25 protein-coding genes are annotated in these 25,539 nt (G+C 71.8%); 7 read left to right on the top strand and 18 right to left on the bottom strand.

The window, feature by feature from the left end; translation table 11 throughout:
• Positions 1–120: 120 nt before the first annotated feature.
• Together aceA and aceB are read left to right on the top strand one after the other, a co-directional pair.
• Positions 121–1,437 carry an isocitrate lyase gene (aceA, locus tag LPW41_RS13240; protein WP_230705083.1) on the top strand — a complete coding sequence of 439 codons (1,317 nt, stop codon included), beginning with the start codon at positions 121–123 and terminating at the stop codon, positions 1,435–1,437.
• Positions 1,438–1,812: 375 nt separating this feature from the next.
• The gene (gene aceB / locus LPW41_RS13235; protein ID WP_230705188.1) at positions 1,813–3,426 is read left to right on the top strand and encodes a malate synthase A; all 1,614 of its coding nucleotides are present in this window, start codon (positions 1,813–1,815) and stop codon (positions 3,424–3,426) included.
• Between the two features lie 56 nt (positions 3,427–3,482).
• On the opposite strand, the gene LPW41_RS13230 is transcribed toward aceB, so the two are convergent.
• The 8 genes from LPW41_RS13230 to LPW41_RS13195 are packed head-to-tail and all read right to left on the bottom strand — an operon-like array spanning position 3,483 to position 12,448.
• Positions 3,483–4,832 carry an AMP-binding protein gene (locus tag LPW41_RS13230; protein WP_230705082.1) on the bottom strand — a complete coding sequence of 450 codons (1,350 nt, stop codon included), beginning with the start codon at positions 4,830–4,832 and terminating at the stop codon, positions 3,483–3,485.
• Positions 4,825–5,433: a phosphohydrolase gene (locus LPW41_RS13225; protein ID WP_230705081.1), complete on the bottom strand. Its 609-nt coding sequence runs from the start codon at positions 5,431–5,433 to the stop codon at positions 4,825–4,827. The genes LPW41_RS13230 and LPW41_RS13225 overlap by 8 nt, the downstream gene beginning before the upstream one ends.
• The gene (locus LPW41_RS13220) at positions 5,426–7,243 is read right to left on the bottom strand and encodes a VWA domain-containing protein (protein WP_230705080.1); all 1,818 of its coding nucleotides are present in this window, start codon (positions 7,241–7,243) and stop codon (positions 5,426–5,428) included. The genes LPW41_RS13225 and LPW41_RS13220 overlap by 8 nt, the downstream gene beginning before the upstream one ends.
• On the bottom strand, positions 7,240–7,881 hold the full coding sequence (locus LPW41_RS13215) for a potassium transporter Kef (protein WP_230705079.1): 642 nt from the start codon (positions 7,879–7,881) through the stop codon (positions 7,240–7,242). Before LPW41_RS13215 ends, LPW41_RS13220 begins: the two co-directional genes overlap by 4 nt.
• Entirely contained in the window at positions 7,878–9,449 is a 1,572-nt protein-coding gene (locus tag LPW41_RS13210; protein ID WP_230705078.1) for a MoxR family ATPase, read from the bottom strand. The genes LPW41_RS13215 and LPW41_RS13210 overlap by 4 nt, the downstream gene beginning before the upstream one ends.
• Positions 9,450–9,458: 9 nt before the next feature.
• Positions 9,459–10,529 carry an AAA family ATPase gene (locus LPW41_RS17100; protein WP_230705077.1) on the bottom strand — a complete coding sequence of 357 codons (1,071 nt, stop codon included), beginning with the start codon at positions 10,527–10,529 and terminating at the stop codon, positions 9,459–9,461.
• Entirely contained in the window at positions 10,522–11,127 is a 606-nt protein-coding gene (pnuC, locus tag LPW41_RS13200) for a nicotinamide riboside transporter PnuC (protein WP_230705076.1), read from the bottom strand. Before pnuC ends, LPW41_RS17100 begins: the two co-directional genes overlap by 8 nt.
• 25 nt (positions 11,128–11,152) lie before the next feature.
• Complete coding sequence (locus LPW41_RS13195; RefSeq protein WP_230705075.1) at positions 11,153–12,448, bottom strand: chloride channel protein; 1,296 nt, start codon at positions 12,446–12,448, stop codon at positions 11,153–11,155.
• Positions 12,449–12,527: 79 nt separating this feature from the next.
• On the opposite strand from LPW41_RS13195, the gene LPW41_RS13190 reads away from it, so the two are divergent.
• A complete protein-coding gene (locus tag LPW41_RS13190) occupies positions 12,528–13,727 on the top strand; it encodes a pyridoxal phosphate-dependent aminotransferase (protein WP_144832704.1) in 1,200 nt (399 codons plus the stop codon).
• 507 nt (positions 13,728–14,234) lie between these two features.
• Here LPW41_RS13190 and LPW41_RS13185 read toward each other — a convergent pair.
• From LPW41_RS13185 to LPW41_RS13170, 4 genes are read right to left on the bottom strand one after another with little or no spacing between them, the layout of a single operon-like run.
• Positions 14,235–15,371 (bottom strand): UDP-N-acetylmuramate dehydrogenase, encoded by a 1,137-nt coding sequence (locus LPW41_RS13185; protein ID WP_144832702.1) that lies wholly within the window; start codon positions 15,369–15,371, stop codon positions 14,235–14,237.
• Positions 15,371–15,775: a MaoC/PaaZ C-terminal domain-containing protein gene (locus LPW41_RS13180; protein WP_230705074.1), complete on the bottom strand. Its 405-nt coding sequence runs from the start codon at positions 15,773–15,775 to the stop codon at positions 15,371–15,373. Before LPW41_RS13180 ends, LPW41_RS13185 begins: the two co-directional genes overlap by 1 nt.
• Positions 15,772–16,221: a MaoC family dehydratase N-terminal domain-containing protein gene (locus LPW41_RS13175; RefSeq protein ID WP_144786051.1), complete on the bottom strand. Its 450-nt coding sequence runs from the start codon at positions 16,219–16,221 to the stop codon at positions 15,772–15,774. Before LPW41_RS13175 ends, LPW41_RS13180 begins: the two co-directional genes overlap by 4 nt.
• Before the next feature lie 40 nt (positions 16,222–16,261).
• Positions 16,262–17,059, bottom strand: coding sequence for a sulfite exporter TauE/SafE family protein (locus LPW41_RS13170; protein WP_144832697.1), 798 nt, complete (start codon positions 17,057–17,059; stop codon positions 16,262–16,264).
• Between the two features lie 307 nt (positions 17,060–17,366).
• Here LPW41_RS13170 and LPW41_RS13165 point away from each other — a divergent pair, with 307 nt between their 5' ends.
• On the top strand, positions 17,367–18,002 hold the full coding sequence (locus LPW41_RS13165; RefSeq protein ID WP_230705073.1) for an NADPH-dependent F420 reductase: 636 nt from the start codon (positions 17,367–17,369) through the stop codon (positions 18,000–18,002).
• Between the two features lie 80 nt (positions 18,003–18,082).
• On the opposite strand, the gene LPW41_RS13160 is transcribed toward LPW41_RS13165, so the two are convergent.
• From LPW41_RS13160 to LPW41_RS13135, 6 genes are all read right to left on the bottom strand, one after another.
• Positions 18,083–19,243, bottom strand: coding sequence for a cystathionine gamma-synthase (locus LPW41_RS13160; protein WP_230705072.1), 1,161 nt, complete (start codon positions 19,241–19,243; stop codon positions 18,083–18,085).
• The gene (locus tag LPW41_RS13155; RefSeq protein WP_144832691.1) at positions 19,240–20,244 is read right to left on the bottom strand and encodes a pyridoxal-phosphate dependent enzyme; all 1,005 of its coding nucleotides are present in this window, start codon (positions 20,242–20,244) and stop codon (positions 19,240–19,242) included. The genes LPW41_RS13160 and LPW41_RS13155 overlap by 4 nt, the downstream gene beginning before the upstream one ends.
• A gap of 126 nt (positions 20,245–20,370) precedes the next feature.
• The gene (locus LPW41_RS13150; RefSeq protein ID WP_230705071.1) at positions 20,371–21,219 is read right to left on the bottom strand and encodes an SDR family oxidoreductase; all 849 of its coding nucleotides are present in this window, start codon (positions 21,217–21,219) and stop codon (positions 20,371–20,373) included.
• 70 nt (positions 21,220–21,289) lie between these two features.
• The gene (locus LPW41_RS13145; protein ID WP_144832687.1) at positions 21,290–21,610 is read right to left on the bottom strand and encodes a hypothetical protein; all 321 of its coding nucleotides are present in this window, start codon (positions 21,608–21,610) and stop codon (positions 21,290–21,292) included.
• Positions 21,610–22,179, bottom strand: a complete 570-nt coding sequence (locus LPW41_RS13140) for an Asp23/Gls24 family envelope stress response protein (RefSeq protein WP_230705070.1) — start codon at positions 22,177–22,179, stop codon at positions 21,610–21,612. Before LPW41_RS13140 ends, LPW41_RS13145 begins: the two co-directional genes overlap by 1 nt.
• Positions 22,180–22,184: 5 nt before the next feature.
• Positions 22,185–22,727: an RNA polymerase sigma factor gene (locus LPW41_RS13135; protein ID WP_144832682.1), complete on the bottom strand. Its 543-nt coding sequence runs from the start codon at positions 22,725–22,727 to the stop codon at positions 22,185–22,187.
• A gap of 192 nt (positions 22,728–22,919) precedes the next feature.
• Here LPW41_RS13135 and LPW41_RS13130 point away from each other — a divergent pair, with 192 nt between their 5' ends.
• The 3 genes from LPW41_RS13130 (at position 22,920) to LPW41_RS13120 (ending at position 25,532) form a co-directional block, all read left to right on the top strand.
• Entirely contained in the window at positions 22,920–23,762 is an 843-nt protein-coding gene (locus tag LPW41_RS13130) for an NAD(P)-dependent oxidoreductase (protein WP_144832679.1), read from the top strand.
• Positions 23,759–24,022: a hypothetical protein gene (locus LPW41_RS13125; RefSeq protein WP_144832676.1), complete on the top strand. Its 264-nt coding sequence runs from the start codon at positions 23,759–23,761 to the stop codon at positions 24,020–24,022. The genes LPW41_RS13130 and LPW41_RS13125 overlap by 4 nt, the downstream gene beginning before the upstream one ends.
• A 100-nt stretch (positions 24,023–24,122) precedes the next feature.
• Complete coding sequence (locus LPW41_RS13120) at positions 24,123–25,532, top strand: NAD(P)/FAD-dependent oxidoreductase (protein WP_230705069.1); 1,410 nt, start codon at positions 24,123–24,125, stop codon at positions 25,530–25,532.
• The last annotated feature ends 7 nt before the right edge of the window (positions 25,533–25,539 follow it).

Below are 25,539 nucleotides of genomic sequence, written 5' to 3'. Positions count from 1 at the left end.
TCTCACCGGAACAGAAGATCGCGCGATCTTCACACGACAAATGCACTCCGAGGGAGTTGTTCTTCGCCGACAGTGGTCTCCACGGGGCACCGCAGCCCCGGCATCCGAAGGAGAACGCTCATGACGATCCAGGCCACCCCCGCCCAGCAGCCCCTGCGCCCCGGCGACCAGACCGAGACCGCCGACGAGATCCGCGCCGCGTGGGAGAACGACCCGCGCTGGGACGGCATCGAGCGCACGTACTCGGCGGAAGACGTCGTGCGCCTTCGCGGCAGCGTCCGCGAGGAGTCCACCCTCGCCCGTCGCGGCGCCGAGAACCTGTGGAACCTCATCCACACCGAGGAGTACGTCCGCGCCCTCGGCGCCTACACCGGCGGGCAGGCCGTGCAGCAGGTGCGCGCGGGGCTGAAGGCCATCTACCTGAGCGGGTGGCAGGTCGCCGCCGACGGCAACCTCGCGGGGCAGACCTACCCCGACCAGAGCCTCTACCCCGCCAACAGCGTGCCCGCGGTGGTGCGTCGCATCAACAACGCGCTGCTGCGGCAGGACCAGATCGAGCGCGCCGAGGGCGAGATCACGCAGGACTGGCTCGCCCCGATCGTCGCCGACGCCGAGGCCGGGTTCGGCGGTCCGCTCAACGCCTACGAACTGGCCCAGTCGCTGATTTCGGCCGGAGCCGCCGGCATCCACTGGGAAGACCAGCTCGCGAGCGAGAAGAAGTGCGGCCACCTCGGCGGCAAGGTGCTCGTGCCGATCCAGCAGCACATCCGCACCCTCAACGCCGCGCGCCTGGCCGCCGACGTCGCGGGGGTGCCGACCGTCATCATCGCCCGCACCGACGCCCTGGCCGCCGACCTGCTGACCAGCGACGTCGACCCGCGCGACGCGGAGTTCCTCACCGGCGAGCGCACGAGCGAAGGCTTCTACCGCGTGCGCCCGGGCCTCGACTCGGTCATCGCCCGCGGCCTCGCCTTCGCTCCCTACGCCGACCTCCTCTGGGTCGAGACGGGCGAGCCCGACATCGAGCTCGCGCGCCGCTTCGCCGAGGCGATCCACGCCCGCTACCCGGGCAAGAAGCTCGCCTACAACTGCTCGCCGAGCTTCAACTGGAAGCGCCACCTCGACGACGAGCAGATCGCCACGTTCCAGGCCGACCTGGCCGCTCTCGGCTACGCCTTCCAGTTCATCACGCTGGCCGGCTTCCACGCCGTGAACCACTCGATGTTCGACCTCGCTCGCGGGTACGCCGAGCGCGCCATGAGCGCGTACGTCGAGCTGCAGGAGGCCGAGTTCGCCGCCGAAGCGAAGGGCTACACCGCCACGCGCCACCAGCGCGAAGCGGGCACCGGCTACTTCGACGTCGTCTCGACAGCGCTCAACCCCGACAGCGCCACGCTCGCCCTGGCCGGCTCCACCGAGACCGCGCAGTTCCACTGAGCCCTCGCCCGCTCCCACCCACCCCTCGTCCCACTTTTCGCAAACCATGTCCCACTTTCGGCTGCCTGGGCCACCCCCAGGCCGCCATTTTCGGGACATGGTCTCCGATGCCCGGCCCGGCGCGCACCCCGCGCCGCCGGGCACCCCACCCACCCCTCGTCCCACTTTTCGCAAACCATGTCCCACTTTCGGCTGCCTGGGCCACCCCCAGGCCGCCATTTTCGGGACATGGTCCGAGAAGCGGACGCGCCACAGAAAGCCACGACCATGACCCTCATCGACACCTCTCCCCCGCCCACGACCTCAACCCCGCCCACCACCGCGACATCGCCGACCTCGACGACCGCCACCGGCACGAACGCCGAAGGGCACCGGATGCCGAGCACCTCGACATCCGCCCCGCACCTTCGTCTCGACCGGCCCCTGCACGGGCGCGACGTCGAGATCCTCACCCCTGCGGCCCTGGCCTTCGTCACCGAGCTGCACGACCGCTTCGCCCGGCGTCGGCACGACCGCCTCGCCGCTCGCCTGCGCCGCCGGTTCGAGATCGGCACGGGCGACGACCCGCACTTCCGCGCCGACACCGCGCACATCCGCGACGACCCGTCGTGGCGCGTGGCCGGAGCCGGCCCGGGGCTCGAAGACCGCCGCGTCGAGATCACCGGTCCCACCGATCCGAAGATGACGATCAACGCGCTCAACTCCAGCGCGCGGGTGTGGCTCGCCGACCAGGAAGACGCGACGAGCCCCACCTGGAGCAACGTCATCGGCGGGCAGCTGTCGCTGTTCGACGCCATCCGCGGGCAGCTGTCGTTCACGAGCCCCGAGGGCAAGCGCTACGAGGTCACCGCCGAGCGCACCCCCACGATCGTGATGCGCCCGCGCGGCTGGCACCTGCCCGAGAAGCACGTGAGCTTCATCGATCGCGCGGGGCGCGAGCTGCCGGCATCCGGATCGCTCATCGACTACGGGCTGTACGTCTTCCACAACGCGCACGCCCTGATCGCGGCGGGCCGGGGACCGTACTTCTACCTGCCGAAGATCGAGTCGGCCGAAGAGGCACGCCTCTGGGACGACGTGTTCTCGTTCACCGAAAAACGCCTGGGCCTGGACCACGGCACGATCCGCGCGACCGTGCTGATCGAGACGTTGCCCGCGGCGTTCGAGATGGAGGAGATCCTCTTCGCCCTGCGCGACCACTGCGCGGGCCTGAACGCCGGGCGGTGGGACTACATCTTCTCGATCATCAAGACCTACCGCGGCCGGGGCGCCCGCTTCGTGCTCCCCGACCGCAGCGAGGTTACGATGACGGTGCCGTTCATGCGGGCCTACACCGAACTGCTCGTGCAGACGTGCCACAAGCGCGGCGCCTACGCGATCGGCGGCATGAGCGCCTTCATCCCCAACCGTCGTCGTCCCGAGGTCACCGAGGCGGCGTTCAAGAAGGTGGCCGCCGACAAGCGGCGCGAGGCCGGCGACGGCTTCGACGGCACGTGGGTGGCCCACCCCGACCTCATCCCGGTGGCGCGCGCAGAGTTCGACGCGGTGCTCGGCGACGAGCCGAACCAGCTCGGGCGCACCCGCGACGAGGTGGCTGTCGACCCCGCCGACCTGCTCGACGTGCGCATCGGCCTGCCGGTGACCACGGCGGGGGTGCGGGGCAACGTCTCGGTGGCGATCCGCTACATCGAGGCGTGGCTGCGGGGCCTGGGCGCTGTCGCGATCGACGACCTGATGGAAGACGCCGCGACCGCGGAGATCTCGCGCTCGCAGATCTGGCAGTGGATCCACCAGGATCACTCCACCGCCGAGGGCATCGCCATCACCCGCGGCTTCGTCGAGGAGCTGATGACCGAGGTGCTCGCCGACGCTCCCCGGTTCGAGGGCGACCGCTTCGACGACGCCGCCGCGGTGTTCCGCGAGGTGGCGCTGCGCGAGGAGTTCCCCGCGTTCCTCACCCTGCCGGCGTACGCGAAGTACCTGGACTGACTCACCGGATGCCGAGGGGCCGGGGCCACGAGCACCGGCCCCTCGGCATCCGGACGTCAGCGCGCGGCGGACCGGAAGCGTCGGGGTTTGCCCTCGCCGAGGTCGCCGAGACGCTCGACGCGCTCGAGCTGGACGGGCTGATCGAGCAGGGCCCGCAGCGCCGCCTCGATCGCCGTTCCGTCGCCTCCGGCGATCCGCACCTCGAGCCCGCCGTCCGCTCTCTGCTCCACCGTCCAGCCGTGCGCGCCGTGGCTCTGCAGCTGCTGCGTGAGATCGACCGACGGCACGCGCGCCCCCGCGGCGCTGATGAAGTCGGTGTGCTCGCGCCCCTCGAGGTCGGCGATGCCGACGCCTCCGCCGGGGAGGTCGACGAGCCGGCCGAAGTCGCCGGTGCGGTACCGCACGAGAGGCAGCAGGGGGTTCTCGCCCGCGGTCACCGTGATCTCGCCCATCGCGCCGTCGACGACCGGCTCGCCCGCGGCGTCGAGCACCTCGACGTGCACGCGCCGGTCGAGCACGCGGAACGGTCCGTCGTCGGTGCGCACCGCGATCGGCCGGGTCTCGTGCAGGCCGTACACGTCGAACACGGGGCACGAGAACGCGGCCTCAAGCTCCGCGCGCAGCGGCGCCGACAGCGCCATCGCCCCCGAGAACAGGGCCAGCGGGCGCACGACGGCCCGCAGCTCGGGGGTCAGCAACTCGGACAGGCTCGTGGGGTTTCCCGAGATCACCTGCGGATCAGCGTCACGCACGAACGTCGAGCGATCGGATGCCGCCCGCCAGGCGCCCCGATCGAGGTTGACCCGCGCCATGGCGCGCTGGGCGAAGCCGCTGACGATCGACACGTACGTGAAGGCCTGGCGCTGCTGCAGCACCCACATGAGCGCGAGCCGCTCGGCATCCGGTTTCCAGTCCACTCCCGCCTCGCGCACCAGGCGGACGAGCAGGTGGAAGCCGCGCGCCACCTCCTCGACGTCGTCGGGAATGACGAGGGCCGCCCCCGTCGACCCCGAGCTCGTGCCGTGCAGCATGCGGTCGAGGTCGGCGTCGAGGGGAACGAACGCCGAGATGTCGGCGACGAGATCGGCGCGCCCGATCAGAGGGAAATCCTCGAGGGTCCGAAGCCCCGTCATCCGACGGTAGAACGGCAGCGCGCGGGCGCCGGCGAGGTGCTCGTCGAGCCACCCGTCGAGCGGCAGCGGCGTGCGCGCGCGGTCGACGGCTTCGGCCGAGAGGCGATCCCCCGTGGCGTGCACCCACGCGGGGGCCGCGGGGTGCGTGCGCCAACGCTGCAGCCGCGCGGCGCCGTCGGCGTCGAGGGTCGGCCAGCGCTCGGCATCCGTCAGCACCGCCGCCGACCCCGGTCGGTACTCGCCGAGCGCGAGCGGGTCGTCGGGGTCACTCACTCGAGTACCTCGCGGCGGCCTCCCGAGCCCGCGCCTCGGCCAGGCGGCGGGCGATCTCCTCGCGGTGTCGGTAGGCGGCGTAGGCCTCGGCGAGCGCGGCGTTCCGGCGCAACGAGTCGCGCGCGTCGAGGAGGGCGCGTGCGGTCTCGCGGTCTTCGCCGGCCGGCAGGAAGCCCACCCACAGCAGGAAGAGGCGCGCCGCCTCTTCCCGCCGCTCGGCGTCGGCGAGCCAGTCGCGCGGATCCACCACGGGCGCGAGGCGCAGCGCCAGGGCGTCGATCGCGCGCGTCACATCGCCGCCCGCCAGTGACGGGACGAACGGCTGCACGAGGTCTTCGCTCGCCACCACCCACAGACCGATCGCCGCGCCCGTGCGCACCCGCGCGTCGTCGGCATGATCGACGGATGCCAGGGGGCGGCCCAGCACGTCACCGGCGAGCGCGCGCAGCGAGACGTCGTCGTCGAGGAACGGCCGCGGCACGCTCGACAGGCGCGCGGCGATCTCGTCGACCCCGGGGCCGGGCCGGGCGCTCGCCCACGCCGTGTTCTCGGGCGGCGCGATCGCCGACCACGCGCTCAGCAGATCGTCCGCCTCAGCCACCGAGCACCTCCGCCAGTTGGGCGCACACCGCGGGTGCGTCCTCCATCCGTTCGATGTAGATCACGTCGTATCCCGCCCGCAGCGCCGGCTCCGCGACCCGGTGCTGTCGATCGAGCACGACGAGGGTCGCCGTGCTGAGCGTCTCGCGCACCCGGGGCGCGACATCGGCGCGAGCGGGGTCGCCGTCGCCGAAGAGCGAGGTCAGCCCGTCGTCGGAGAGCACGACGAGGTGACGGCGGTGCGCGGCATCCGGAGTCCCCCGTCCGGCGTACCTCTTGTCGAGCAGGTCGAGGGGGAACGTCGTGCCGCCGGCGAAGAAGTGGGCGAGGTCGGCGATCGTGCGGGCGGGGTCGCGGGAGTACTCCTCGTGGCCGGCGACCTGACCGGGCCCCGAGAAGCTGGTCACGCGGACCCGTCCCCCTCCGCGCAGCACCGACAGGGCGAGGATCGTGCCCGCGAGCACGGCGGGCGAGCCCGTCTGCGGCTGCGGCATCGACCCCGAGCTGTCGATGTAGAGGTCGAGATCGATGCTCGACGACACCGGCGGCGGATCATCGGGCAGGTACGAGCGCCGCAGCGTCGTCACCCCCGGGACGACGACCCCGCCCGCCTGCAACGTCGCGGGCCAGTCGAGGTCGGCGAGGTCGTCACCGGTCTCCCAGCTCTCGAACGGCCCCGGAAGATCGGCCGAGACCGCGCGCGGCAGCCGTTGGGTGAACGGACGCACCCACCGCGTCGCCTCGGCGCGGTACCAGGCCGCGATCACGGCAGCCGGGTCGGCGTCGGCGTACAGCTCGAGAGTTTGCGCGATCCCGAGGGCCTGCCCCGTGGCCGAGCCCTTCGCCACCGACGCGGCCGCGGCCCCTGCGGAGGAGGGGACGGCGCCGCTCAATCGCCGGTCCGACAGCACCCGACCGAGCTCCGAGGGGGTCGGGGCGGCGGCGTCGGCCGCGCAGGTGCCGCCGGGGAGCGCGCCCGCGCCGTCGGTGCGCGGGTCGATGAGGTACGGCGCCACCACGACGCCGAAGCGCAGAGCTCCGGCCACGGCGTCGCCCGCGAAGGTGCGCACGAGCGAGGCGAGCACGTCGGCGTCGAGCGCAGGACGCGTGACCGTCGCCTCGGCCAGTTCGTCGGACACGCGCTCGGCGGCCTTCCGCGCCTGCCGCAGCGCCTTCTCGGCGGCGCGATGCTCCGCGGCGATGCGCGTCCACGGCAGTTCCTGCTTCTGCTTCGGCGGGCGTCGGTCGGGCGCTGGCGGCTTGGGGTCGCAGAGGGTTCCGCCCGGCAGGTTCCACAGCAGCTCGTAGGTGCGCAGGTAGACCCACCACAGCGGGCTCGGCGACGAGCGCGACGCGCGGTACAGCTCCCGCGACAACCGCACGATGCCGGGCTCGCCCGCGCCGTCGCGCCGTCGCTGCAGGATGGCGACGCGCGCGTTGACGAGCAGGTCGGTCCACAGGTTCGACATCAGCGCGAGATCCGCGTCGCGCAGGGCGGGAGCACCCGCGGCCTGCAGGGCCCGGGCCATCTGATGGCGGATCTTCAGCGCGTCCAGGCGCGTGCTGGGGGCGAGCACGTGGTGCCCGAGCTCGTGCGCGAACACGCTCTCCATCTCGTCGGCTCCCCCGAGCTGCGCGACCATGACCGGGTCGACCGTGACCACCGGCGGAAAGGTGAACCACGCGGGAGCGCCCTGCCCCTCGCCCGCGCCGGGAGCCATGCGCGCATCGTGCAGCCGCACGCCCCACAGCCGCTGCGCCGCCTCCCACGCCGCCAGGTCGCCGCCGACCGGCGCGGTCGTCGTGCTCACGCGGGCGCCGCGACGTGGATCCAAGCCAGGTACGAGTCGGCGAAGGTGAGGACGGATGCCGCGCCCGCGGCGCCCGGCTCGGGCTCGTCGTCGAGCGGGGTCAGGCGCGACCCCCACACGTCGGCGTCGATGCGCCACCACCGCTCCCCGGTGCGCACGGCGAACGCGCCGTCGGCGTCGAGCGGTCGACCGTCGGCCGGCGGCGCCGTCCACGCCCCGCCGAGGCCGCGGAAACCCCCGACCGCGCAGACGTAGCCGTTGGCCTCGCGGCGGCCCGGCCACCAGTACCGGTCGGCGCGCTGCCGGTCGACGAAGGCGCCGAGGTCGGCGGCATCCATCCCCAGGGCGGCCGCCGCGGCCACCCCGGCACCCGTCGACCGCGCCGCGTCGATGCTGCGCAGGGCGTCGTCGCGCAGGCCGAGCGCCCCGGCCCGCCAGCCCGCGATGCCCGCGAGGGCGACGGGGTCGATGCCCTCGGCGGCCGCGCGTCCCGCGGCGAACGACACCGCGAACCTCTCGGCCGAGCCGCCCGCCGCCGCGACGTTGCGCCCCGCCAGCGCCAGGTCGAGCCCCTCGACCGGCACCGGAGTACCCACCGGCGGGGTGTGATCGGCGAGGTGGCCGGGGCGTCGGATCACGAGCGCCCCTCGAGCCAGCGCAGGTAGGCGGTGTAGCGCTGGTGCAGGTACTTGAGCGCCATGAGGTCGTCGAAGTCGCGCCCGTAGAGCTTGCCGGTGCCCGCGACCGTGCGCAGGCGCGCCTCGATCTGGGTGAGGCGGCGACCGGCCTCCACCGTCCCGACGCCGTCGAGGCCCGCCTCGAGCTGCGCGAGCAGCTCGCCGACGGGATCGTCGGTCCCGCGACCGAGGGCGTCGAACTGCCGGCACGACTCGGCGAACAGGTCGGCCAGCCAGCTCATCACGTCGGTGCTCAGCTCGCGCTCGGCGCCCACGTCGAAGCGCGGATGCGTGGGGTTGGGCAGCAGCTTGCCGCGCAGCACGAACGGCAGCATCGCGCCCACGTCGGCGACCGACACGGCGTCGCGGCCGCGGAACCAGGCGACGGCCTTGGCGTAGACGATGAGGGTCTGCAGCGCCCGGACCGACAGGCCGTTGAGGGTCTGCGCGCCCAGGTCGGTCATGAGGTCGGCCCCGGAGTTCGCCTCGATCGCCTCGGCGACCCGGCCACCCGCCGTGGTCACCGTGTCCTTCGTGCGGTACTCGAACCGGCGCCCACCGCCCTGCACGAATTCGAAGTGGCCGAGGAAGAACTCCAGTCGCCGCCGCACCTCGGCCGGCACGGGCACGGCACGGATCGCCGCGCGCATCGCCGACTGCTCGTCGGGGCCGAACACGAGTTCGGCGGGCACGTGCTCCTCGGGCTTCTCGCCCGCTTCGACGCGCGCGACGAGCTCATCGAGGAAGCGGCTGTTGAAGCCCGCCGCGGGCACAGTGACGTCCATGCGGTCGCGCAGCGCCTGGATGACGGGGAAGGTGCCCCCGCCCGCGTCGTCGTTGGCGGTGAAGAACCAGCTCTCCACGCCCGAGGCCGGGGCCGTGCGACGCATCTGATCGTGGCTCTCGACGTAGCCCTCGGCCACCATCGTCAGCAGGGCCGACTGGGTCTTGGTGGGGATGCGGTTGTACTCGTCGACGATCTTGACCGGACGCGACAGCCACTCGCGCCACGCGATGCCGATCTCGGCCAGGCTCGACGCGTTCATCAGGTCTCGCGGCAGTGGGATGCCGACGAGGTCGCTGATCGACAGCTGCGGCTGCCCCTGCTGCACGCCGCGGCGCACCTCCTCGGGCGTCGACCCGGCGAGCACTCCCATGAGCACCGCGACCGTGGTCTTGCCGCGGCCCGGGCCGCCGATCAGCAGGCACTTGCCACCCACCGCGAAGCTCAGCAGCGGCAGCAGCACGTTCGAGGAGTACGACGGCTCGTTCGGCAGCGTCAGCTCGGCGCCGGCGTCGCCCAGCTCGAAGGTGAGCGGGCGCCCCGACGAGAACTCCACGTCGTAGTACGGCGAGATCACCGCGCGGTTGACGATCCAGTAGTACGTCTGCCGCAGCTTCTCGTCGAGCGGGGGCGCGGCCAGGGCGGGCGCCTCACGGAAGAGGTCGGCCGCAGCGAGCGGGGCGACCCCGTCGGCGGCATTGGACGTCGTGGGTGACTCGGAGAGCTTGTGCCAGCGGTCGGCCATCGCGCCAGCCTAACGTCCGGCCCGTCGCCGCAGCTCCTCTTGCTCGGCGAGCGACCGCCCCTCCATCGGCGGGGCGAACGACGTCGCCCGCGCCACGGCGTCGCGCACGGCGGGCAACGCCTGAGCGAGTCGCTCGGCGACCGACCCGCGCACCTCGAGCCAGGGCACGGACTGCGCGGCGAGCACCTCGCGGAAGCGCTCCTGCATGTCGGCGCGGATGTGCTCGCCGTCGCGCATGCCGTCCTGCACGAAAGGGATCTCATCGCCGGTCAACACGTACAGCACCGGCGGATGGGCGGCGGCCCGGGCATGCAGGCGATCGGCGACGAACCCGACGTACCGCTCGTGCCAGAGGGCCGTCGCCAGCACGTCGGTGTCGCACACGAGCACCGGGGTGGGGACCCGCCGCAGCGCCTCGTCCTCCCAGGCGATCTGCCGATCGACGACGAGGTCGAACTCGTCGCTGCGCCAGGGGGCGTCGAGCCCGCCCTCGCGCGTCTCGCTCAGCTCGCGTCCGTATTCCGGCACCCACAGCGTGCCGAGCTCCGCGGCGAGCGCCTCGGCGAGGGTGGTCGACCCCGTCGACTCGGCACCCAGCACGACGACGCGCGCGGCGAGGTCGGCCCGTGTGACGGGCGACAGTTCCGACCAGTGCGCGGCGAGATCCGCGCGGATCGCCGTGCCCGAGACGGGGTTGATCACGCGACCGGGGTCGACCTGCACCCACTCGGCACCCAGGCGCCGCGCGAGCTCTCCGCCGTAGTCGTCGGAGGTGAACACCACGTCGGCGGGCTCGTCGAGCAGGCCCGCGATGGTCGCGGTGTGCGCGTCCCACGCGGTCTCGGAGGCGAAGTCGACGGGGGTGTCGTCGACGAGGTCGACCACGCGCACGCTCGGGTGCCCCTCGCGGATCCACGCGACCCTCCGCTCGAGCGGGATGTTCTCGACGGATGCCGCGATCACCTCGACCGTGACGCGGTCGCAGGCCCGCGCCGCGGAGCGGATCAGATGAGCGTGCCCGGCGTGGAAGGGGTAGAACTTGCCGACCACCACGCCGTGGCGGAACCGCCGCTCAGACACGCGCGTCCGCGGGCGCGGCGGCGGGGCTCTCGCGCATGACCCGGGTCCATCCCCGCCATCCGCCGATGCACAGCACGATGAACAGGGCGTAGAGCGCGGCGATGATCCACAGGCCGGTCGCGATCGACAGGCCGACGAACGCGACGTCGACCGCGATCCACACGCCCCAGTTCTCGATCCACTTGCGATTGAGCATGTACTGGGCGACGAGGCTGGCCGAGGTGGTCGCGGCATCCGCCACCGCCACCTGGGAGTCGGTGAACGTCGCCAGCACCCACGTCAGCACGGCGGTGCCGACGATCGCCACGGCGATCAACCAGGGCACCGCTCGGCGCGGTGTGCGGGCCACGTATCCACGGTCGTGCTCGACGCCGCGCGTCCACCGGATCCACCCGTGCACGCCCAGCACGAGGTAGACCAGTTGCAGCGCGGCCGAGGCGTAGAGGCCCGCGGGGACGAACACCGCGAGGAAGACGACGTTGTTGGCGATGCCGATCGGATAGGTCCACACGTTGCGCCGCGCGGCCAGCACCACGCACGCGGCACCCGTCGCGAACCCCAGGATCTGCATCCACTCGGCCAAGATCCACTCGATCACCCGTCGAGCCTAGGGGCCGGCGACGCTACGGTCGTGCGGGGTCGATCGGCGCGAACGGGCGCAGGCTCTCGCGCGAGGTGAGCTTGGAGGCCACGAGCGACCCGGCCACGGCGAGGAAGATCGGCAGCAGCAGCGTGAACCCGGTGTTCGTGAACTCGATGATGAGCGCGATCGCCGTGAAGGGGGCGCGCATGTTCGAGGCGAGGAACGCGGATGCCGCGACGATCGCGAGCGCCGTGCCGTCGGCACCGGGCCACACGAACGCCCAGCCGGCCGCAGCGGCCGCACCGAGCGCGGCACCGATCGCGACCGACGGCTGCAGCGTGCCACCGATCGCCCCCGAGCCGAGTGACACGGTCGTCGCGACGTACTTCAGCACGGCGAGCGCGATGAGCAGCAGGGCCGGCTGCGACAGGTCGAAGCCGGCGGTGGCGAGAGCCCGACCGTTGCCGAGGATGAGCGGGAACGCGGCGCCGAGCGCGCCGACCGCGGTGAAGGTCAGGGGCAGGACGACCAGCAGCTTCCACCCCTGGGGACGGAAGCGCGACAGCTTCTTCGTGATCGTCGCGAAGCTCGTGGCACCCCATCCCATGAGGGGTCCGATGAGCACTGCCGCGACGATCAGCGAGGCGTTCACCTCGAGCGATCCCACCGTGTACAGCGAGCCGTCGCCGACGAGAGGGCGTGCGACGAGCGTCGCGACGGCGCTGACGGTCAGGGCGACCACGGCCGCTCCCACGCTGAACTGCGCGAGAAGGATCTCGACGGCGAAGAGCGCACCGGCCAGGGGGACGTTGTAGACCGCGGCGAGACCCGCACCTGCGGCTGACGCGATCAGGATGCGGCGCCACCGGGGGTCGAGGCCGAACCACCGTACGATCTTCGATCCGGCCATGGCCGACAGCTCGCGCGGGGCGACCTCCTTGCCGATCGAGGCGCCCATCGCGACCGACCCCACTTGCAGCACCGTGTCGACGAGGGTCTCCCACCACGGCATCCGGGCCCCGTCGACCCCCTGCTCGACCGTGGCGAGCGTGCGGCCGAAGCGGCGCAGCAGGTACCACCCGACGGCGGCGACCACACCGGCCCCGCCGACGGTGACGATGGGCAGCCACCACACCGACGGGTACGCCAGACCATCGAGGAACGGACCCTCTTCGTGCCCCCACACGAGGTGCTCGAGGCTGTGCACGATCCACACCAGCAGGAGCACCGCGAGGCCCGTGGCGACTCCGGTGATGAGGGTGGCGATACCGAGGCGGAGGAGCGTTGCCAATCCCCCGCGGCGAGAGCGCACGGGAGAGGCGGGAGCGGCGGTCACCCGGCCACGCTAGTGGAGCCGTGTTTCGGAGTCGTCACGGCCCTCGGCTCGGGCGGGCGCGAACAGTAGGCTCGGAACCGTGACTTCCCGCGCCCCGCTCTCCCGCAAGCTGTCCGCCATCGCCGAGTCCGCGACCCTCAAGGTCGACGCCAAGGCCAAGGCCCTCCAGGCCGCCGGCCGACCGGTCATCTCGTACGCGGCCGGCGAGCCCGACTTCGCCACGCCCTCGTTCATCGTGGATGCCGCAGCGAAGGCGCTGCACGACCCGAAGAACTACCGCTACACCCCCGCCGCGGGCCTCCCCGTGCTGCGCGAGGCGATCGCCGCGAAGACCCTCCGCGACTCCGGCCTCGAGGTCGCGCCCTCGCAGGTCATCGTGACCAACGGCGGCAAGCAGTCGGTGTACCAGGCGTTCCAGACGGTGGTGAACCCCGGCGACGAGGTGCTGCTGCCCGCCCCGTACTGGACCACCTACCCCGAAGCCATCGCCCTGGCCGACGGCACGCCCGTCGAGGTGTTCGCCGGGGCCGACCAGGACTACAAGGTCACCGTCGCCCAGCTCGAGGCCGCGCGCACCGACAAGACCACGGTGCTCGTGTTCGTCTCGCCCTCGAACCCCACCGGCTCGGTCTACTCGCCCGAAGAGACCGCCGAGATCGGTCGCTGGGCCCTCGAGCACGGCATCTGGGTGATCACCGACGAGATCTACCAGAACCTCACCTACGAGGGCGTCAAGGCCGTCTCGATCGTCGAGGCCGTGCCCGAGCTCGCGGGGCAGACCATCCTCGTCAACGGCGTGGCCAAGACCTACGCCATGACCGGATGGCGCGTGGGCTGGATGGTGGGACCGGCGGATGCCATGAAGCTCGCCGGCAACCTGCAGTCGCACTTGTCGAGCAACGTCAACAACGTCGCGCAGCTCGCCGCCGCCGCAGCGCTCAACGGACCCCAGGACGAGGCGGAGCAGTTCCGCCTCGCCTTCGACCGCCGTCGTCAGCTGATCGTGTCGGAGCTGTCGAAGATCGACGGTGTCGAGGTGCCCAACCCGCTGGGCGCGTTCTACGTCTACCCCGACGTGCAGGGCCTGCTGAACCGCACCTGGGGCGGCGTCACGCCCACCACCTCGCTCGAGCTCGCCGACTTCATCCTCGAGCAGGCCGAGGTCGCCGTCGTGCCCGGCGAGGCCTTCGGCCCGAGCGGATACCTGCGCCTGTCGTACGCTCTGGGCGACGACCAGCTGCTCGAGGGCATCCAGCGCCTCCAGCGCCTGTTCGCCTGATCTTCCACGTCCGTCGGGGCGGTCGCCGGGATTCCGGTGGCCGCCCCGCGGTCGTTCCCGGCGGGTCGCCCGCGACCGTCCTGCGGACGCCACGGCCGACACGCCGACCCACGGCATCCTCGACCGGCGTGTCGACGCCCGCATCCGCAGGACGGCACCGCGGCCCGCGCGCGAGCGCCCGCGACCGCCGTGCGGACGACACGGCCGACACGCCGTTCCATGGCACTCACAATCGGCGTGTCGACGCCCGCATCCGCAGGACGGCACCGCGGCCCGCGCGCGAGCGCCCGCGACCGTCGTGCGGACGACACGGCCGACACGCCGTTCCATGGCACTCACAACCGGCGTGTCGACGCCCGCATCCGCAGGACGGCACCGCGGCCCGTGCGCGAGCGCCCGCGACCGCCGTGCGGACGACACGGCCGACACGCCGACCCACGGCATCCTCGACCGGCGTGTCGACGCCCGCATCCGCAGGACGGCACGCGGATGCCGGAACGGGCGGGGCTACAGCTCGACGTTGACCAGCACCGGCTCGGGCTGCAGCAGCAGGCCGAACTCGGCCTGCACGCGACTCTGCACGAAGCGCGCGAGCTCGGCGATCTCGGCCGCGGTCGCCTCTCCGCGGTTGGTCAGGGCAAGCGTGTGCTTGGTCGAGAGCCCGGCGCGCGAGCGCGGGAAACGGAAGCCGCGCGACAGACCGGCGTTCTCGATGAGCCAGGCCGCGCTCACCTTGACCTGCCGCGACACCACGGGGGGCGGGGGCAGGATGCCGTCGAACGCGGCGAGCGGAATGACCGTCACCGGATCGAGCACCGGCGTCAGAGGCCACTTCGGGCACTCGGCCGGGAGGGTGCGTGCGAAGGCCTCCGAGACGATCGCGTTCTGGAAGAACGAGCCCGCGCTCCAGGTGTCGGGGTCTTCGGCGTCGAGCACCATGCCCTTGCGGGCGCGGGTGGCGAGCACGTGCTCGCGGATCCATCGCAGCGACACCGCCTGGCCCGGTTCGAGACCGAGCGCTCCGCGCAGCTGGTCGCCCGCGATCGGTCGCTCCTCGGCACCGACGCGCTCGAGCTCGAGCGTCACCGACACGATCACCCCGGGCCGCTCGGGCTCCGACCCGTAGTGGTGCTTGAGCACCGAGGTGCGGAAGCCGAGTCCGAGATCGGATGCCGAGACGGTCGAGACCTCGCCCGTGGTGGCATCCAGCAGCTCGACCTCGACGAGGGTCTGCACGATTTCCTGGCCGTAGGCTCCGACGTTCTGCACGGGGGCGGCGCCGACGGTGCCGGGGATGCCCGACATCGCCTCGATGCCGGCGAACCCGCGCGCCACCGTTTCAGCGACCAGGGCGTCCCAGTCGTGCCCGGCCTGCACGCGCAGCCGCACCGTGCCCTGGTGCGAGCCCGGCAATTCTTCGATGCCCGAGGTGCGGATGCGCACGACGGTGCCCTCGAACGGCTCGTCGCCGACGAACAGGTTCGAGCCGCCGCCGAGCACGAACCACGGCTCGCCCTCGGCCCAGACCTCGCGCAGGGTCGCGACGAGTTCGTCGGCCGATCGCGCCTCGATCAGGCGCGCGGGCGCACCACCGGTGCGCAGCGTGGTGAGCTGCGCGAGCGGAACGGATTCGACGTCGGGCATCAACCGAGCCGCACCCGCACCTGCGCCTTGCCGAGGACCGTGGTCTCGGCGAACGTGACGGTCAGGTCGATGCGGGCGGTCTCGTCGTCGACGGCTCCGACCTTCGCGCTGACGTGCAGGTCGGCCCCGGTCTCGGGGTCGACGACCACCGGGCGGGTGAAGCGCACGCCGTACTCGACGATGCGTCCGCTGTCGCCCAGGGCTTCGACCAGCGTGCCGACGGCGATGCCCATCGTGAGCATTCCGTGTGCGAGCACGCCGGGGAGCCCGACGGCCGCGGCGACGTCGTCGCGGTAGTGGATGGGGTTGAAGTCGCCCGAGGCGCCGGCGTACCGCACGAGCGACTCACGGGTGAGGTGGACGGAGCGTTCGGCGACGACCTCGCCGACGGTGAACGGGCTCATGCGCCGGCCTCCCCTGCGAGCAGGACGCTCGTCGTCGTGACGACGTGGGCGCCGTCGGCATCCACGATCTCGGCCTCGCTCGTGATCATCGCGTTGCCGCCCATGGTGCGGATGCCGGTGACCGAGAGCGTCGCGACGAGTTCGTCGCCCGCGACGATGGGCCGCGTGTAGCGGAACCGCTGCTCGGCGTGCACGAGGCGCGACAGCTCGATTCCGGAGTCGGGGTCGCCGAGCAGCTGCTGCAGCGTGAGGTCTTGCACGACCATCGCGAAGGTCGGCGGGGCCACCACATCGGCGTATCCCAGGGCGCGCGCGGCCTCGGGGTCGGTGTGCTGCGGCGCGTCGGCGAAGACGGCGCGGGCGAACTCGCGCACCTTCTCTCGGCCGACCAGGTAGGGGGCGGTCGGTGCGAAGGCACGACCGACGAGTTCGGGGTTCACGGGCACCCGCTCAGTCTATCGAGCGGGGTCGCGCCGCCGCGGGGAGTCAGCGCTGGTGGCGCCCGCGCACGGCCTTGACCGCCATCTGCGAGGCGATGAAGACGAGGAAGATCGCGAACAGCACGTTGCCCACGAACGGGTCGACGAACTTCGCGATGAGGGCTCCCACCGGGGTGGTGAGGCACGCCGCGACCCCGATGAACAGGGCTGCGCGCACGTCGACGTTGGAGCGGCGCAGGTTGCCGACCGTGCCCGAGATCGCCGTGGGGATCATCATGAGCAGCGACGTGCCCTTGGCGATGAGATCGCTCGTGCCGAACAGCAGCAGCAGGGCGGGGACGACGATGATGCCGCCGCCGACGCCGAGCAGGCCCGCCAGGGTCCCGGTGATGACACCCAGCAGCGCGAGGCCCGGTCCGGTGATCCAGGTGAGCTCGAGTTCCGCGTCGCGCGAGGGGATCACGAAGAACAGACTCACCATCACCACGACGAGGAAGGCCACGAACGCCCAGCGCAGGGCGGTCTGCGACAGCTTGGGCAGCAGCCACGTGCCGATCTGCGCACCGACGACGGCGAAGGCGGCCAGGATCAGCGCGGGGAGCCACGCGACGTGCCCGTCGATGGCGTAGGTGATGACACCGACGGATGCCGTGGGGACGATCGCGGCGAGGGAGGTTCCGGCCCCGAGACGCTGATCGAAGCCGAGCAGCAGCACGAGCAGGGGCACGATGACCGTGCCGCCACCCACGCCGAACAGTCCGGACATGAGACCGGCGAGGAGGCCGACGCCGATGCAGACGAGATACAGGCGGGCGGAGCGCGTGGGGCGGGTCTCGAAGGTCACGCCGACAAGTCTTCCACCGTCCGGGCGCAGCGCGGACGCGGTGACTCTCCCGGAAAAGAAAGCGGCCCCCGGTGGTCCGAAGCCGCGTCCACCGGGGGCCGTCGCCCTCACAGGTCAAGCAGGACGGTGACCCGAACACCGGACTGCGACCACTCGCGTGAGGGTGCGACAGCAATGACGATATGACCCCCGGCATCCGGGTCACGACCCATTGACTAAAGTATCTAGGACTGCTAGTTATTTAAGTTGCTGAAGGTTTGGTACCGCTCCCGGGAATGCGTCATCGGATGCCGCGGTTCACCTTTGCATGACGACTGTAGGAATCATCGGAGCAGGCAACATCGGTTCGGCCCTGGCGAAGGGCTTCACGGGTCTCGGTTACGACGTGGTCATCGCCAACTCACGGGGCCCCGAGACGCTGAGCGACCTCGTCGCCTCGGTGGGAGAGCGCGCCCGCGCCGCCACGGCGCAGGAGGCCGCGGAGGCCGGAGACATCGTCGTGGTGACGGTGCCGCTGAAGGCGATCGACGCCGTGCCCGTCGCCCCGCTCGTGGGCAAGACGGTGCTCGACACGAACAACTACTACTTCGAGCGCGACGGCCACATCGCCGAGCTCGACGACAAGAAGACCACCACGTCGCAGATGCTTCAGGAGCACCTGCCCGAATCGACCGTGGTGAAGGCCTTCAACCACATCCCCGCCGCCGACATCACGACCGACGGCTCCCCCGACGGCAGCGAGAACCGTCGCGCCCTGGCGACCTCGAGCGACTCCGACGAAGCCGTCGCCCTGGTGACGCGCATCTACGACGAGTTCGGCTTCGACACCGTCAACGTCGGACCGCTGAGCGAGAGCTGGCGCGTCGAGCGCGACCAGCCCGCCTACGTGGTGCGCCAGAACCGCGACGAGCTCGAGAAGAACCTGGCCCGCGCCCAGCGCTGACCCGCGTCCGTCGCGTAGACGAACGAACCCGGCCCCCGCTTCTGCGGGAGGCCGGGTTCGTCATTTCAAGACCCGGGGCGTCAGAGAGCCGCGAGGGCCTGATCCACGTCGGCGACCAGGTCGTCGACCGACTCGATGCCGACCGACAGGCGCACGATCGTCTCGGGCACCGCGAGCTCCGTGCCGCGGACGGAGGCGTGGGTCATGGCATCCGGGTAGTTCACGAGCGACTCCACACCTCCCAGCGACTCGGCGAGGGTGAACAGGCGGGTCGACTCCGCGAAGCGGCGGGCCGCCGCACCGTCGGCCAGCTCGAGCGACACGATGCCGCCGAACCCGCTCATCTGCCGCGCGGCCAGCTCATGACCGGGGTGCGAGGGCAGGCCCGGGTAGTACACCTTCGCGACGCGGTCATGGGCGAGCAGGTGCTCGGCCACCGCCTGTGCGTTGGAGCTGTGCCGCTGCATGCGCACGGCGAGGGTCTTGATGCCGCGCGTGGTCAGGTAGGCATCGAACGGTCCCGACACCGCGCCCGCGGCGAACTGCAGGAACTGCACCTTCTCGGCGAGGTCGGCGTCGGCGAACGCCAGCGCGCCGCCCACGACGTCGCTGTGGCCGCCCAGGTACTTCGTCGCCGAGTGCACGACGACGTCGGCGCCGAGCGACAGCGGCCGCTGCAGAGCCGGCGAGGCGAAGGTGTTGTCCACCACGACGAGGGCGCCCGCGGCGTGGCCGAGGGCGGCGAGGCCGGCGATATCGGTGATGCGCAGCATGGGGTTGCTCGGCGTCTCGACCCAGACCATGCGCGGCGCGCGCTCTTCGATGGCGGACGCCACGGCATCCAGGTCGCTCATGTCGACCACGCGCAGCTTCACGCCCCACGGACCGAGCACCCGGGCCAGCAGGCGATAGGTGCCGCCGTACACGTCGTTGCCGAGCAGCACCTCGTCGCCGGGCACGAGGGCGGCGCGCAGCAGCGCGTCTTCGCCGGCGAGGCCGGACGCGAACGAGAGGGCGCGCGCACCGCCCTCGAGGGCGGCGATCTGCGTCTCGAGAGCCGTTCGGGTCGGGTTGCCGCTGCGGCCGTACTCGTACCCGCCGCGCAGGCCCCCGATGCCGTCCTGGGCGTAGGTCGTCGAGACGTGGATCGGCGGGATGACCGCGCCGGTGGCCTCATCGGGCGCTTGGCCTGCGTGGACGGCGAGGCTGTCGAAACCGCGGGCGGCGTCGTGGGTGCTCATGCGGAGTGCTCCTGGGTGGGGGTGGGAAGGACGGATGCCGCGGCGGACACGTCGTAGCCGCGCGCGGTCATCCAGTCGTCGTCGAAGATCTTGCTGAGGTAGCCGCGGCCGTGATCGGGCAGGACCACGACGACCACGGCATCCGCCGGCAGCTCCCGCGCGACGCGCAGCGCACCGACGACGGCCATGCCGCTGGAGCCGCCGACGAGCAGCCCCTCCTCGCGAGCGAGACGGCGGGTCATCGCGAACGACTCCGCGTCGGAGACGCGCTCGTAGCCGTCGACGAGGGTCGGGTCGAACGCCGCCGGCCAGAAGTCCTCGCCGACGCCCTCGACGTCGTAGCCGTGGATGTCGTCGCCCGAGTAGATCGAGCCCTCGGGGTCGACCCCGACGATGCGCACCGCCGAGCCGGCGACCTCGCGCAGGTATCGGCCGGTGCCGGTGATCGTGCCGCCCGTGCCGACGCCGGCGATGAAATGCGTGAGCCGGCCCTCGGTGTCGCGCCAGATCTCGGGACCGGTGGTCTCGTAGTGGCTGCGCGGTCCGTTCGGGTTGGCGTACTGGTTGGGTTTGAAGGCCCCGGGGATCTCGCGCACCAGGCGGTCGGAGACGCTGTAGTACGAGTTCGGGTCGTGGGGCTCGACGTTCGTGGGGGTCACCACGACCTCCGCGCCGTAGGCCCGCAGCACCGCGCGCTTGTCTTCGGCGACCTTGTCGGGCACGACGAAGACGCACCGGTACCCGCGCTGCTGCGCGATCAGGGCGAGACCGACGCCGGTGTTGCCGCTGGTGGGCTCGACGATCACGCCGCCCGGCTGCAGCAGGCCGTCGCGCTCCGCGGCATCGACGATGTTCGCGGCGATGCGGTCTTTGGCGGAGCCGCCGGGGTTGAAGTACTCGATCTTCGCGAGCACCGTGGCGGCGATGCCGTCGGTGACGCGAGAGAGGCGGACGAGGGGGGTGTTGCCGACGAGGTCGGCGACGCTCTGGGCGTAACGCACGGTGGAGTCCTGTGGGATCGGTGCGCCGGAACGGCGCGGCTGACGGGGTCGTCGAAAGAGAACGCGAGAGCGTTCAGCGACAACAGCGACAGGTCAGCACGCGGTCAGCATACCCGAGCCGGCGGTTCATGACACGGCGCCGAGAAACTCGTCGAAACTCTGCGCCGGCCGCCCCGTCACCGTCGCGACGTCGGACGACACCGCCGCGAGGTCTCCGCTCGCGATCGCGGTGTAGGTGCTGACCCACGCGTCGACCTGCCAGCGCGGGGCGCCGTAGCCCGCGCGCGAGGCATAGGCCTCGTCGACGGTCTCGTCGTGGAAGCGCACGGGATTGCCGCGGACGGCCGAGATCTTCTCGGCCACCTCGGCCAGGGTCAGCGCCTCGGGCCCGGTGAGGTCGTAGGCGGTGTCGGCGTGGGCGGCCGGGTCGAGGAGTACCGACACCGCGGTCGCGGCGACGTCGGAGCGCGAGACGAGCGAGCAGCGTCCCTCGCCGGCGGGGCCGCGGATCACGCCGTCGTCGCCGGCGAAGAGCTCCATCATGTCCATGTAGAAGTTGTCGCGCAGGAACGTCCACGACATGCCCGACGCCCGGATGATCTCCTCCGTGGCGGCGTGGTCGCGCCCGAGCGTGAACACCGCGTCGGGCGCCGCCGCGAGGAACGAGGTGTAGACGATCGAGCGCACCCCTGCTGAGGCCGCGGCCTCGACGAACGTGCGGTGGTGCTCTACGCGGTCGGCCGTCTCCGACGCCGACACCATGAAGAGCGTCTCGACCCCCTCGAGGGCCGCGCGCGCGGCATCCGCATCGGAGTAACGGGCGACGCGCACCTCGGCGTCGGGCAGGTCGGGAGCGCGCGTCGCGTCGCGCACGATCAGACGCTGACGGATGCCGCGGGCGGCGAGGTCGCGCGCGACCCGCCCTCCGACGGAGCCGGTGGAACCGGTGACGGCGATGACGGGCGGCGTGGACATGCGGCCTCCGGGGACGAGGGGACGGTGATCCCAGCGTAAGCCGCCGCGCCCCGGTCGGGCCCGGATCCGGTCAGGAGGCGGGAGCGACCAGTCGCGACACGCGCACGCGCACCGACGCGGGCACGTCGTCTCCCCCGGCGGCGCGAGCCGCGGCAGCCACCGACGCCGCGACCTCCGCCGCGTCGTCGTCGAGCGACACCCCGATGCAGACGGTGATGGCCCGAACCCCACCGGCCTCGTCGACCGCGGCGAGCGACCCCTCGACGTCGGTGACGTGCTCGAAGGCTCGAGCAACGACGGGGCGCGCCGAATAGCACTCGCGCACGCCCTGCACCGCCGTCACCGCCAGGTCGATGCGCGGAGCGAGTTCCGCTGCGTTGATGCCCGTCATCACTCTTCCCCCTCGTCGATGTGCACGTCGCCCACGGTGACGTCCACCCGTCCGACCCGCAGGTCGCCCTGCCTGTCGATGGCCGAACGGATGCCGTCGCGCATCTCGTCGACGGCGTCGGTCATCGCGCGACCGAACCGCACGCTCACCGTGACGGTGACATCCAGCGGAGCATCGGGCTCGGGCTGGTCGAGGCGCACGCGTCCGACCAGCACTCCCTCGATGCGGTCGCCGACCGTGCGGATGAGCTCGTAGAGCGCACCCTCCGTCACGACCAGTTCGGTTCCGTCGTCGGTGCGCGCCAGGGGGATGTCGCGGCCGGCTCGGAATTCGCGCATGACCTCGCGCATGATGCTGTCGTACCAGGACTCGGCGATCGGTTCGCTCGCCTGTTCGTCGACGATCTCGCGCGACAGTCGTCCCATGCGCTCCATCGACGCCAGGATCGCCTGGCACTCGGCATTGCGCTCGATCGCGGGGATGCGGGGGGTGCGTCCGCGGTCGACATACGCGGAGAGGTCTTCGAGGGAGTAGCCCGACCCCCCGATGTCGTCGTCGTGCTCGCTCATCCGGGTCACCTCCACTCCTGCATTCGTTCCAACACGGTCTTGCGGGCCCGAGCCAGTCGACCGCGCACGGTCGCCGCGGATTCTCCGACCTCGACGGCGATCTCGTCGTAGCTGTGGCCGCCGACCTCGCGCAGCACCCACACCACGCGGAGGTCTTCGGGAAGCTCGGCCAGCACCCTCTTCAACGCATCCATCTGCGACGACGTCACGACCGAGCGCTCCGGATCGTCGCGGCCGGACACCATCTCCTCTTCGATCTCCTCCGAGATCTTCCGGGAGCGCAGACGATCGGTCGCTTTGCGCGACACGATCGTCGTGAGCCAGCTTCGCACCTTCTCGGGTTCGGTGAGATCGGGCAGACGCCGCCACGCCGTGATCAGGGCCTCCTGCACGCAGTCGTCGGCGTCGGCGCGCGAGCCGGTCAAGCGCGTGGCGAAAGCCACCAGAAAAGGAGCGTGCCTTCGCACCAGCACGCCGAAGGCGAGGTGGTCGCCATCGGCCGCGCGCGATGCGAGGAACGCATCGGTGGCGGAGGACAGAGAGGGCATTGCGGTTCCTGTCGGTGCGGTTTCGGGATCGGGCCGTGGGCATAGCGAAACACCCCGAGCCGAAAGGGGTGCGACATCTTGACGAACGCGTCGCCGCGTGGCAGGGGCGCCGGGGCCGCCCGTCAACCCGCGGGTCGATGTCGAAGGGCGCCGCTATCGTCGTCGCCACCCCAACATCCCCGGAGGACTCCCATGCGCATCGCCCTCACCGGTTCATCCGGCAAGCTCGGCACCGTCGTCGCCCGCGAACTGCGCGCGGCCGGTCACGACGTCATCGGCCTCGACGTCCGCGGCGAGCGCGGCCCCGGCTTCGTCCAGGTCGAGCTCACCGACTACGGCCAGGTGATCGACGCCCTCGCCGGCGTGAACGACCAGCACGACGGTTTCGACGCGCTCGTGCACCTCGGGGCGATCCCGGCCCCCGGCATCCGCTCCGACGTCGCGACCTTCCACAACAACATGACGAGCACCTTCAACGTGTTCTGGGCGGCCGTGCGACTCGGCATCCGCAAGGTCGTCTACGCCTCGAGCGAGACGGTGCTCGGTCTGCCCTTCGATGTCCCGCCGCCCTACATCCCCGTCGACGAGGAGTATCCGCCGCGCCCCGAGTCGGTGTACTCGCTGGTCAAGACGCTCGAAGAGCGCATGGCGGTCGAGCTGGTGCGCTGGCACCCCGATCTCTCGATCACGGCGCTGCGCTTCTCGAACGTCATGGTGCCCGAGGACTACGCCGAATTCCCGTTCGACGACGACGCCCGCACGCGCAAGTGGAACCTGTGGGGCTACATCGACGCCCGCGACGGCGCCCAGGCGATCGAGCGTGCGCTCGAGACCGCGCCGGTCGGGTTCGACACGTTCATCATCGCGGCGGCCGACACCGTCATGACCCGGTCGAACGCCGACCTCGTGGCCGAGGTGTTCCCCGCCGTCGAGACGCGCGGCGACCTCGACGACACCCGCACGCTGCTGTCGATCGACAAGGCCCGCCGACTGCTCGGCTATGACCCGCAGCACTCGTGGCGGGACGAACGATGAGCGAGAACGCCTCCGACGAACCCGTCATCCCGCTGCCCACCGCCCAAGAGAAGGAAGTCAGTTTCCTCGCGCGCAGCGGAGCGGTGGTGACCCTCCGCCTCATCGACACGGGCCGGTTCGAGCTCAAGCTCGACACCCGCGGCGACTACACCGCCGAGCTGCGCTACGACGGAGAGACCTTCGAGGTGAGTCCCGCACCGGGCGTGCACGCACTGGGTGGAAAGGGCCTCACCGCGACCGAGCTGTACGAGGGGTTCTGACGACGTTCTCTGACGAGGATTCCGGCCACGGGCGCAAGCCCGAGCGCCCCGTCGCCCCCGAGCGATTGACTGGGGTCCTCGACCCGTCCGGAGGATCACCGTGAACCACGACGCCGACACCTACGACATCGCCGTGATCGGGGCCGGGCCCGCGGGCACCGCCGCGGCCCTGCGCGCCGCCGAGCTCGGCGCCTCGGTGGTGGTGCTCGAGGCCGGACGCGTCGGCGGCACGTGCGTCAACACCGGCTGCGTCCCGACGCGCGTGCTCGCCAAGGCCGCGCGCCTGATGCGCGAGACGCGCTCCGCCGACGACTACGGCATCGTCGTGAACGAACCGCGCATCGATTGGGCCGCCGTCGTGAATCGCGTCCACGAGCGGGTGGATGCCGTGCGCTCCATCAAGCGCGAGGCCGAGCGTTTCGCCGCAGCCGGCGTCGACCTGGTGCACGAGGGTCGCGCGCGCTTCGCGGACGATCACACCCTGGTCCTCGACAGCGGACGCCGGATCCGCGCGGAGTCGATCCTGGTGTGCGTCGGCGGTCACTCGCGGCGTCTGCCGATCCCGGGCGCCGAGCTGGCGACCGTGCCCGAAGACGTGCTGTCGCTCACCGCGCTCCCCCGCCGCGTCGCCGTCATCGGCGCCGGCAACACCGGAGCGCAGCTGGTGACGGTGTTCCGTTCGTTCGGGTCGGAGGTCACCCTGCTCGACGTCGCGCCGCGTGTGCTCATGACATCCGACGCCCGCATCTCCGAGGTCATCGCGTCGTCGTTCCGCGCGAACGGTGTCGACGTGCGCACCGGCATCGACACGGTCGAGAGCCTCGAGCAGTCCTCCGACGGAGCCGTCACGCTCGCATGGAGGGAGGGCGGTGGCACCCGCACGACCGAGGTCGACGTGGTGATCATGGCCACCGGCTGGCCCGCCGATGTCGACGACCTCGGTCTCGAGAACGCCGGGGTCGAGGTCGTGCGCTCGGCGATCCCCGTCGACCGGTACTTCCGGACGATGGTCCCGCACATCCTCGCCGTCGGCGACGCCAACGGACGCGACATGCTCGTGCAGGCCGCGCAGTTCGAGGGCGAGGCGGCGGCCGAGAACGCGGTGCTCGGGGCTAACAGGCGAACGCCGCACCACCTGCTCCCCGCGGGTGGATTCACCGACCCCGACTACGCGGGCGTGGGCCTCACCGAAGAGCAGGCGCGCGACCGCGACCCCTCGTGCGTGGTCGCGACCGTGCGCTTCGCCGACCTCGACCGGGCCGTGATCGACGACCGCGAGAACGGCTTCCTCATGCTCATCGCCGACCGCCGGCGCGAGCTCGTGCTCGGCGCCCATGCGGTGGGCGAGAACGCCGTCGAGGTCATCCAGTCGGTGACCACGGCCATGGCCGCGGGGATCGACGTGGCGACCCTCGCGGGGGTGCGCTTCGCGTATCCGACCTACAGCGCGGTCATCGGCAACGCGGCGCGTGCGCTGCTGCGCGCGGACTCCCCCGCCCTGCTGGAGTGACACACTG

Source organism: Microbacterium sp. JC 701 (genome assembly GCF_021026215.1).
GTDB lineage: Bacteria > Actinomycetota > Actinomycetes > Actinomycetales > Microbacteriaceae > Microbacterium > Microbacterium algihabitans.
The sequence above is the reverse complement of the archived record's forward strand: the minus strand, read 5'-3'. Positions and strand labels throughout refer to the sequence as shown.

Excerpts from the sequence above, each read along its gene's own strand:
- LPW41_RS13160 (WP_230705072.1), bottom strand. The coding sequence starts at position 19,243 with ATGAGCACCCACGACGCCGCCCGCGGTTTCGACAGCCTCGCCGTCCAC.
- LPW41_RS13135 (WP_144832682.1), bottom strand. The coding sequence starts at position 22,727 with ATGCCCTCTCTGTCCTCCGCCACCGATGCGTTCCTCGCATCGCGCGCG.
- LPW41_RS13210 (WP_230705078.1), bottom strand. The coding sequence starts at position 9,449 with ATGGCCGACCGCTGGCACAAGCTCTCCGAGTCACCCACGACGTCCAAT.
- aceB (WP_230705188.1), top strand. The coding sequence starts at position 1,813 with ATGCCGAGCACCTCGACATCCGCCCCGCACCTTCGTCTCGACCGGCCC.
- LPW41_RS13150 (WP_230705071.1), bottom strand. The coding sequence starts at position 21,219 with ATGTCCACGCCGCCCGTCATCGCCGTCACCGGTTCCACCGGCTCCGTC.
- LPW41_RS13125 (WP_144832676.1), top strand. The coding sequence starts at position 23,759 with ATGAGCGAGAACGCCTCCGACGAACCCGTCATCCCGCTGCCCACCGCC.
- LPW41_RS13130 (WP_144832679.1), top strand. The coding sequence starts at position 22,920 with ATGCGCATCGCCCTCACCGGTTCATCCGGCAAGCTCGGCACCGTCGTC.
- LPW41_RS13185 (WP_144832702.1), bottom strand. The coding sequence starts at position 15,371 with ATGCCCGACGTCGAATCCGTTCCGCTCGCGCAGCTCACCACGCTGCGC.
- LPW41_RS13165 (WP_230705073.1), top strand. The coding sequence starts at position 17,367 with ATGACGACTGTAGGAATCATCGGAGCAGGCAACATCGGTTCGGCCCTG.
- LPW41_RS13145 (WP_144832687.1), bottom strand. The coding sequence starts at position 21,610 with ATGACGGGCATCAACGCAGCGGAACTCGCTCCGCGCATCGACCTGGCG.
- LPW41_RS13140 (WP_230705070.1), bottom strand. The coding sequence starts at position 22,179 with ATGAGCGAGCACGACGACGACATCGGGGGGTCGGGCTACTCCCTCGAA.
- aceA (WP_230705083.1), top strand. The coding sequence starts at position 121 with ATGACGATCCAGGCCACCCCCGCCCAGCAGCCCCTGCGCCCCGGCGAC.
- LPW41_RS13180 (WP_230705074.1), bottom strand. The coding sequence starts at position 15,775 with ATGAGCCCGTTCACCGTCGGCGAGGTCGTCGCCGAACGCTCCGTCCAC.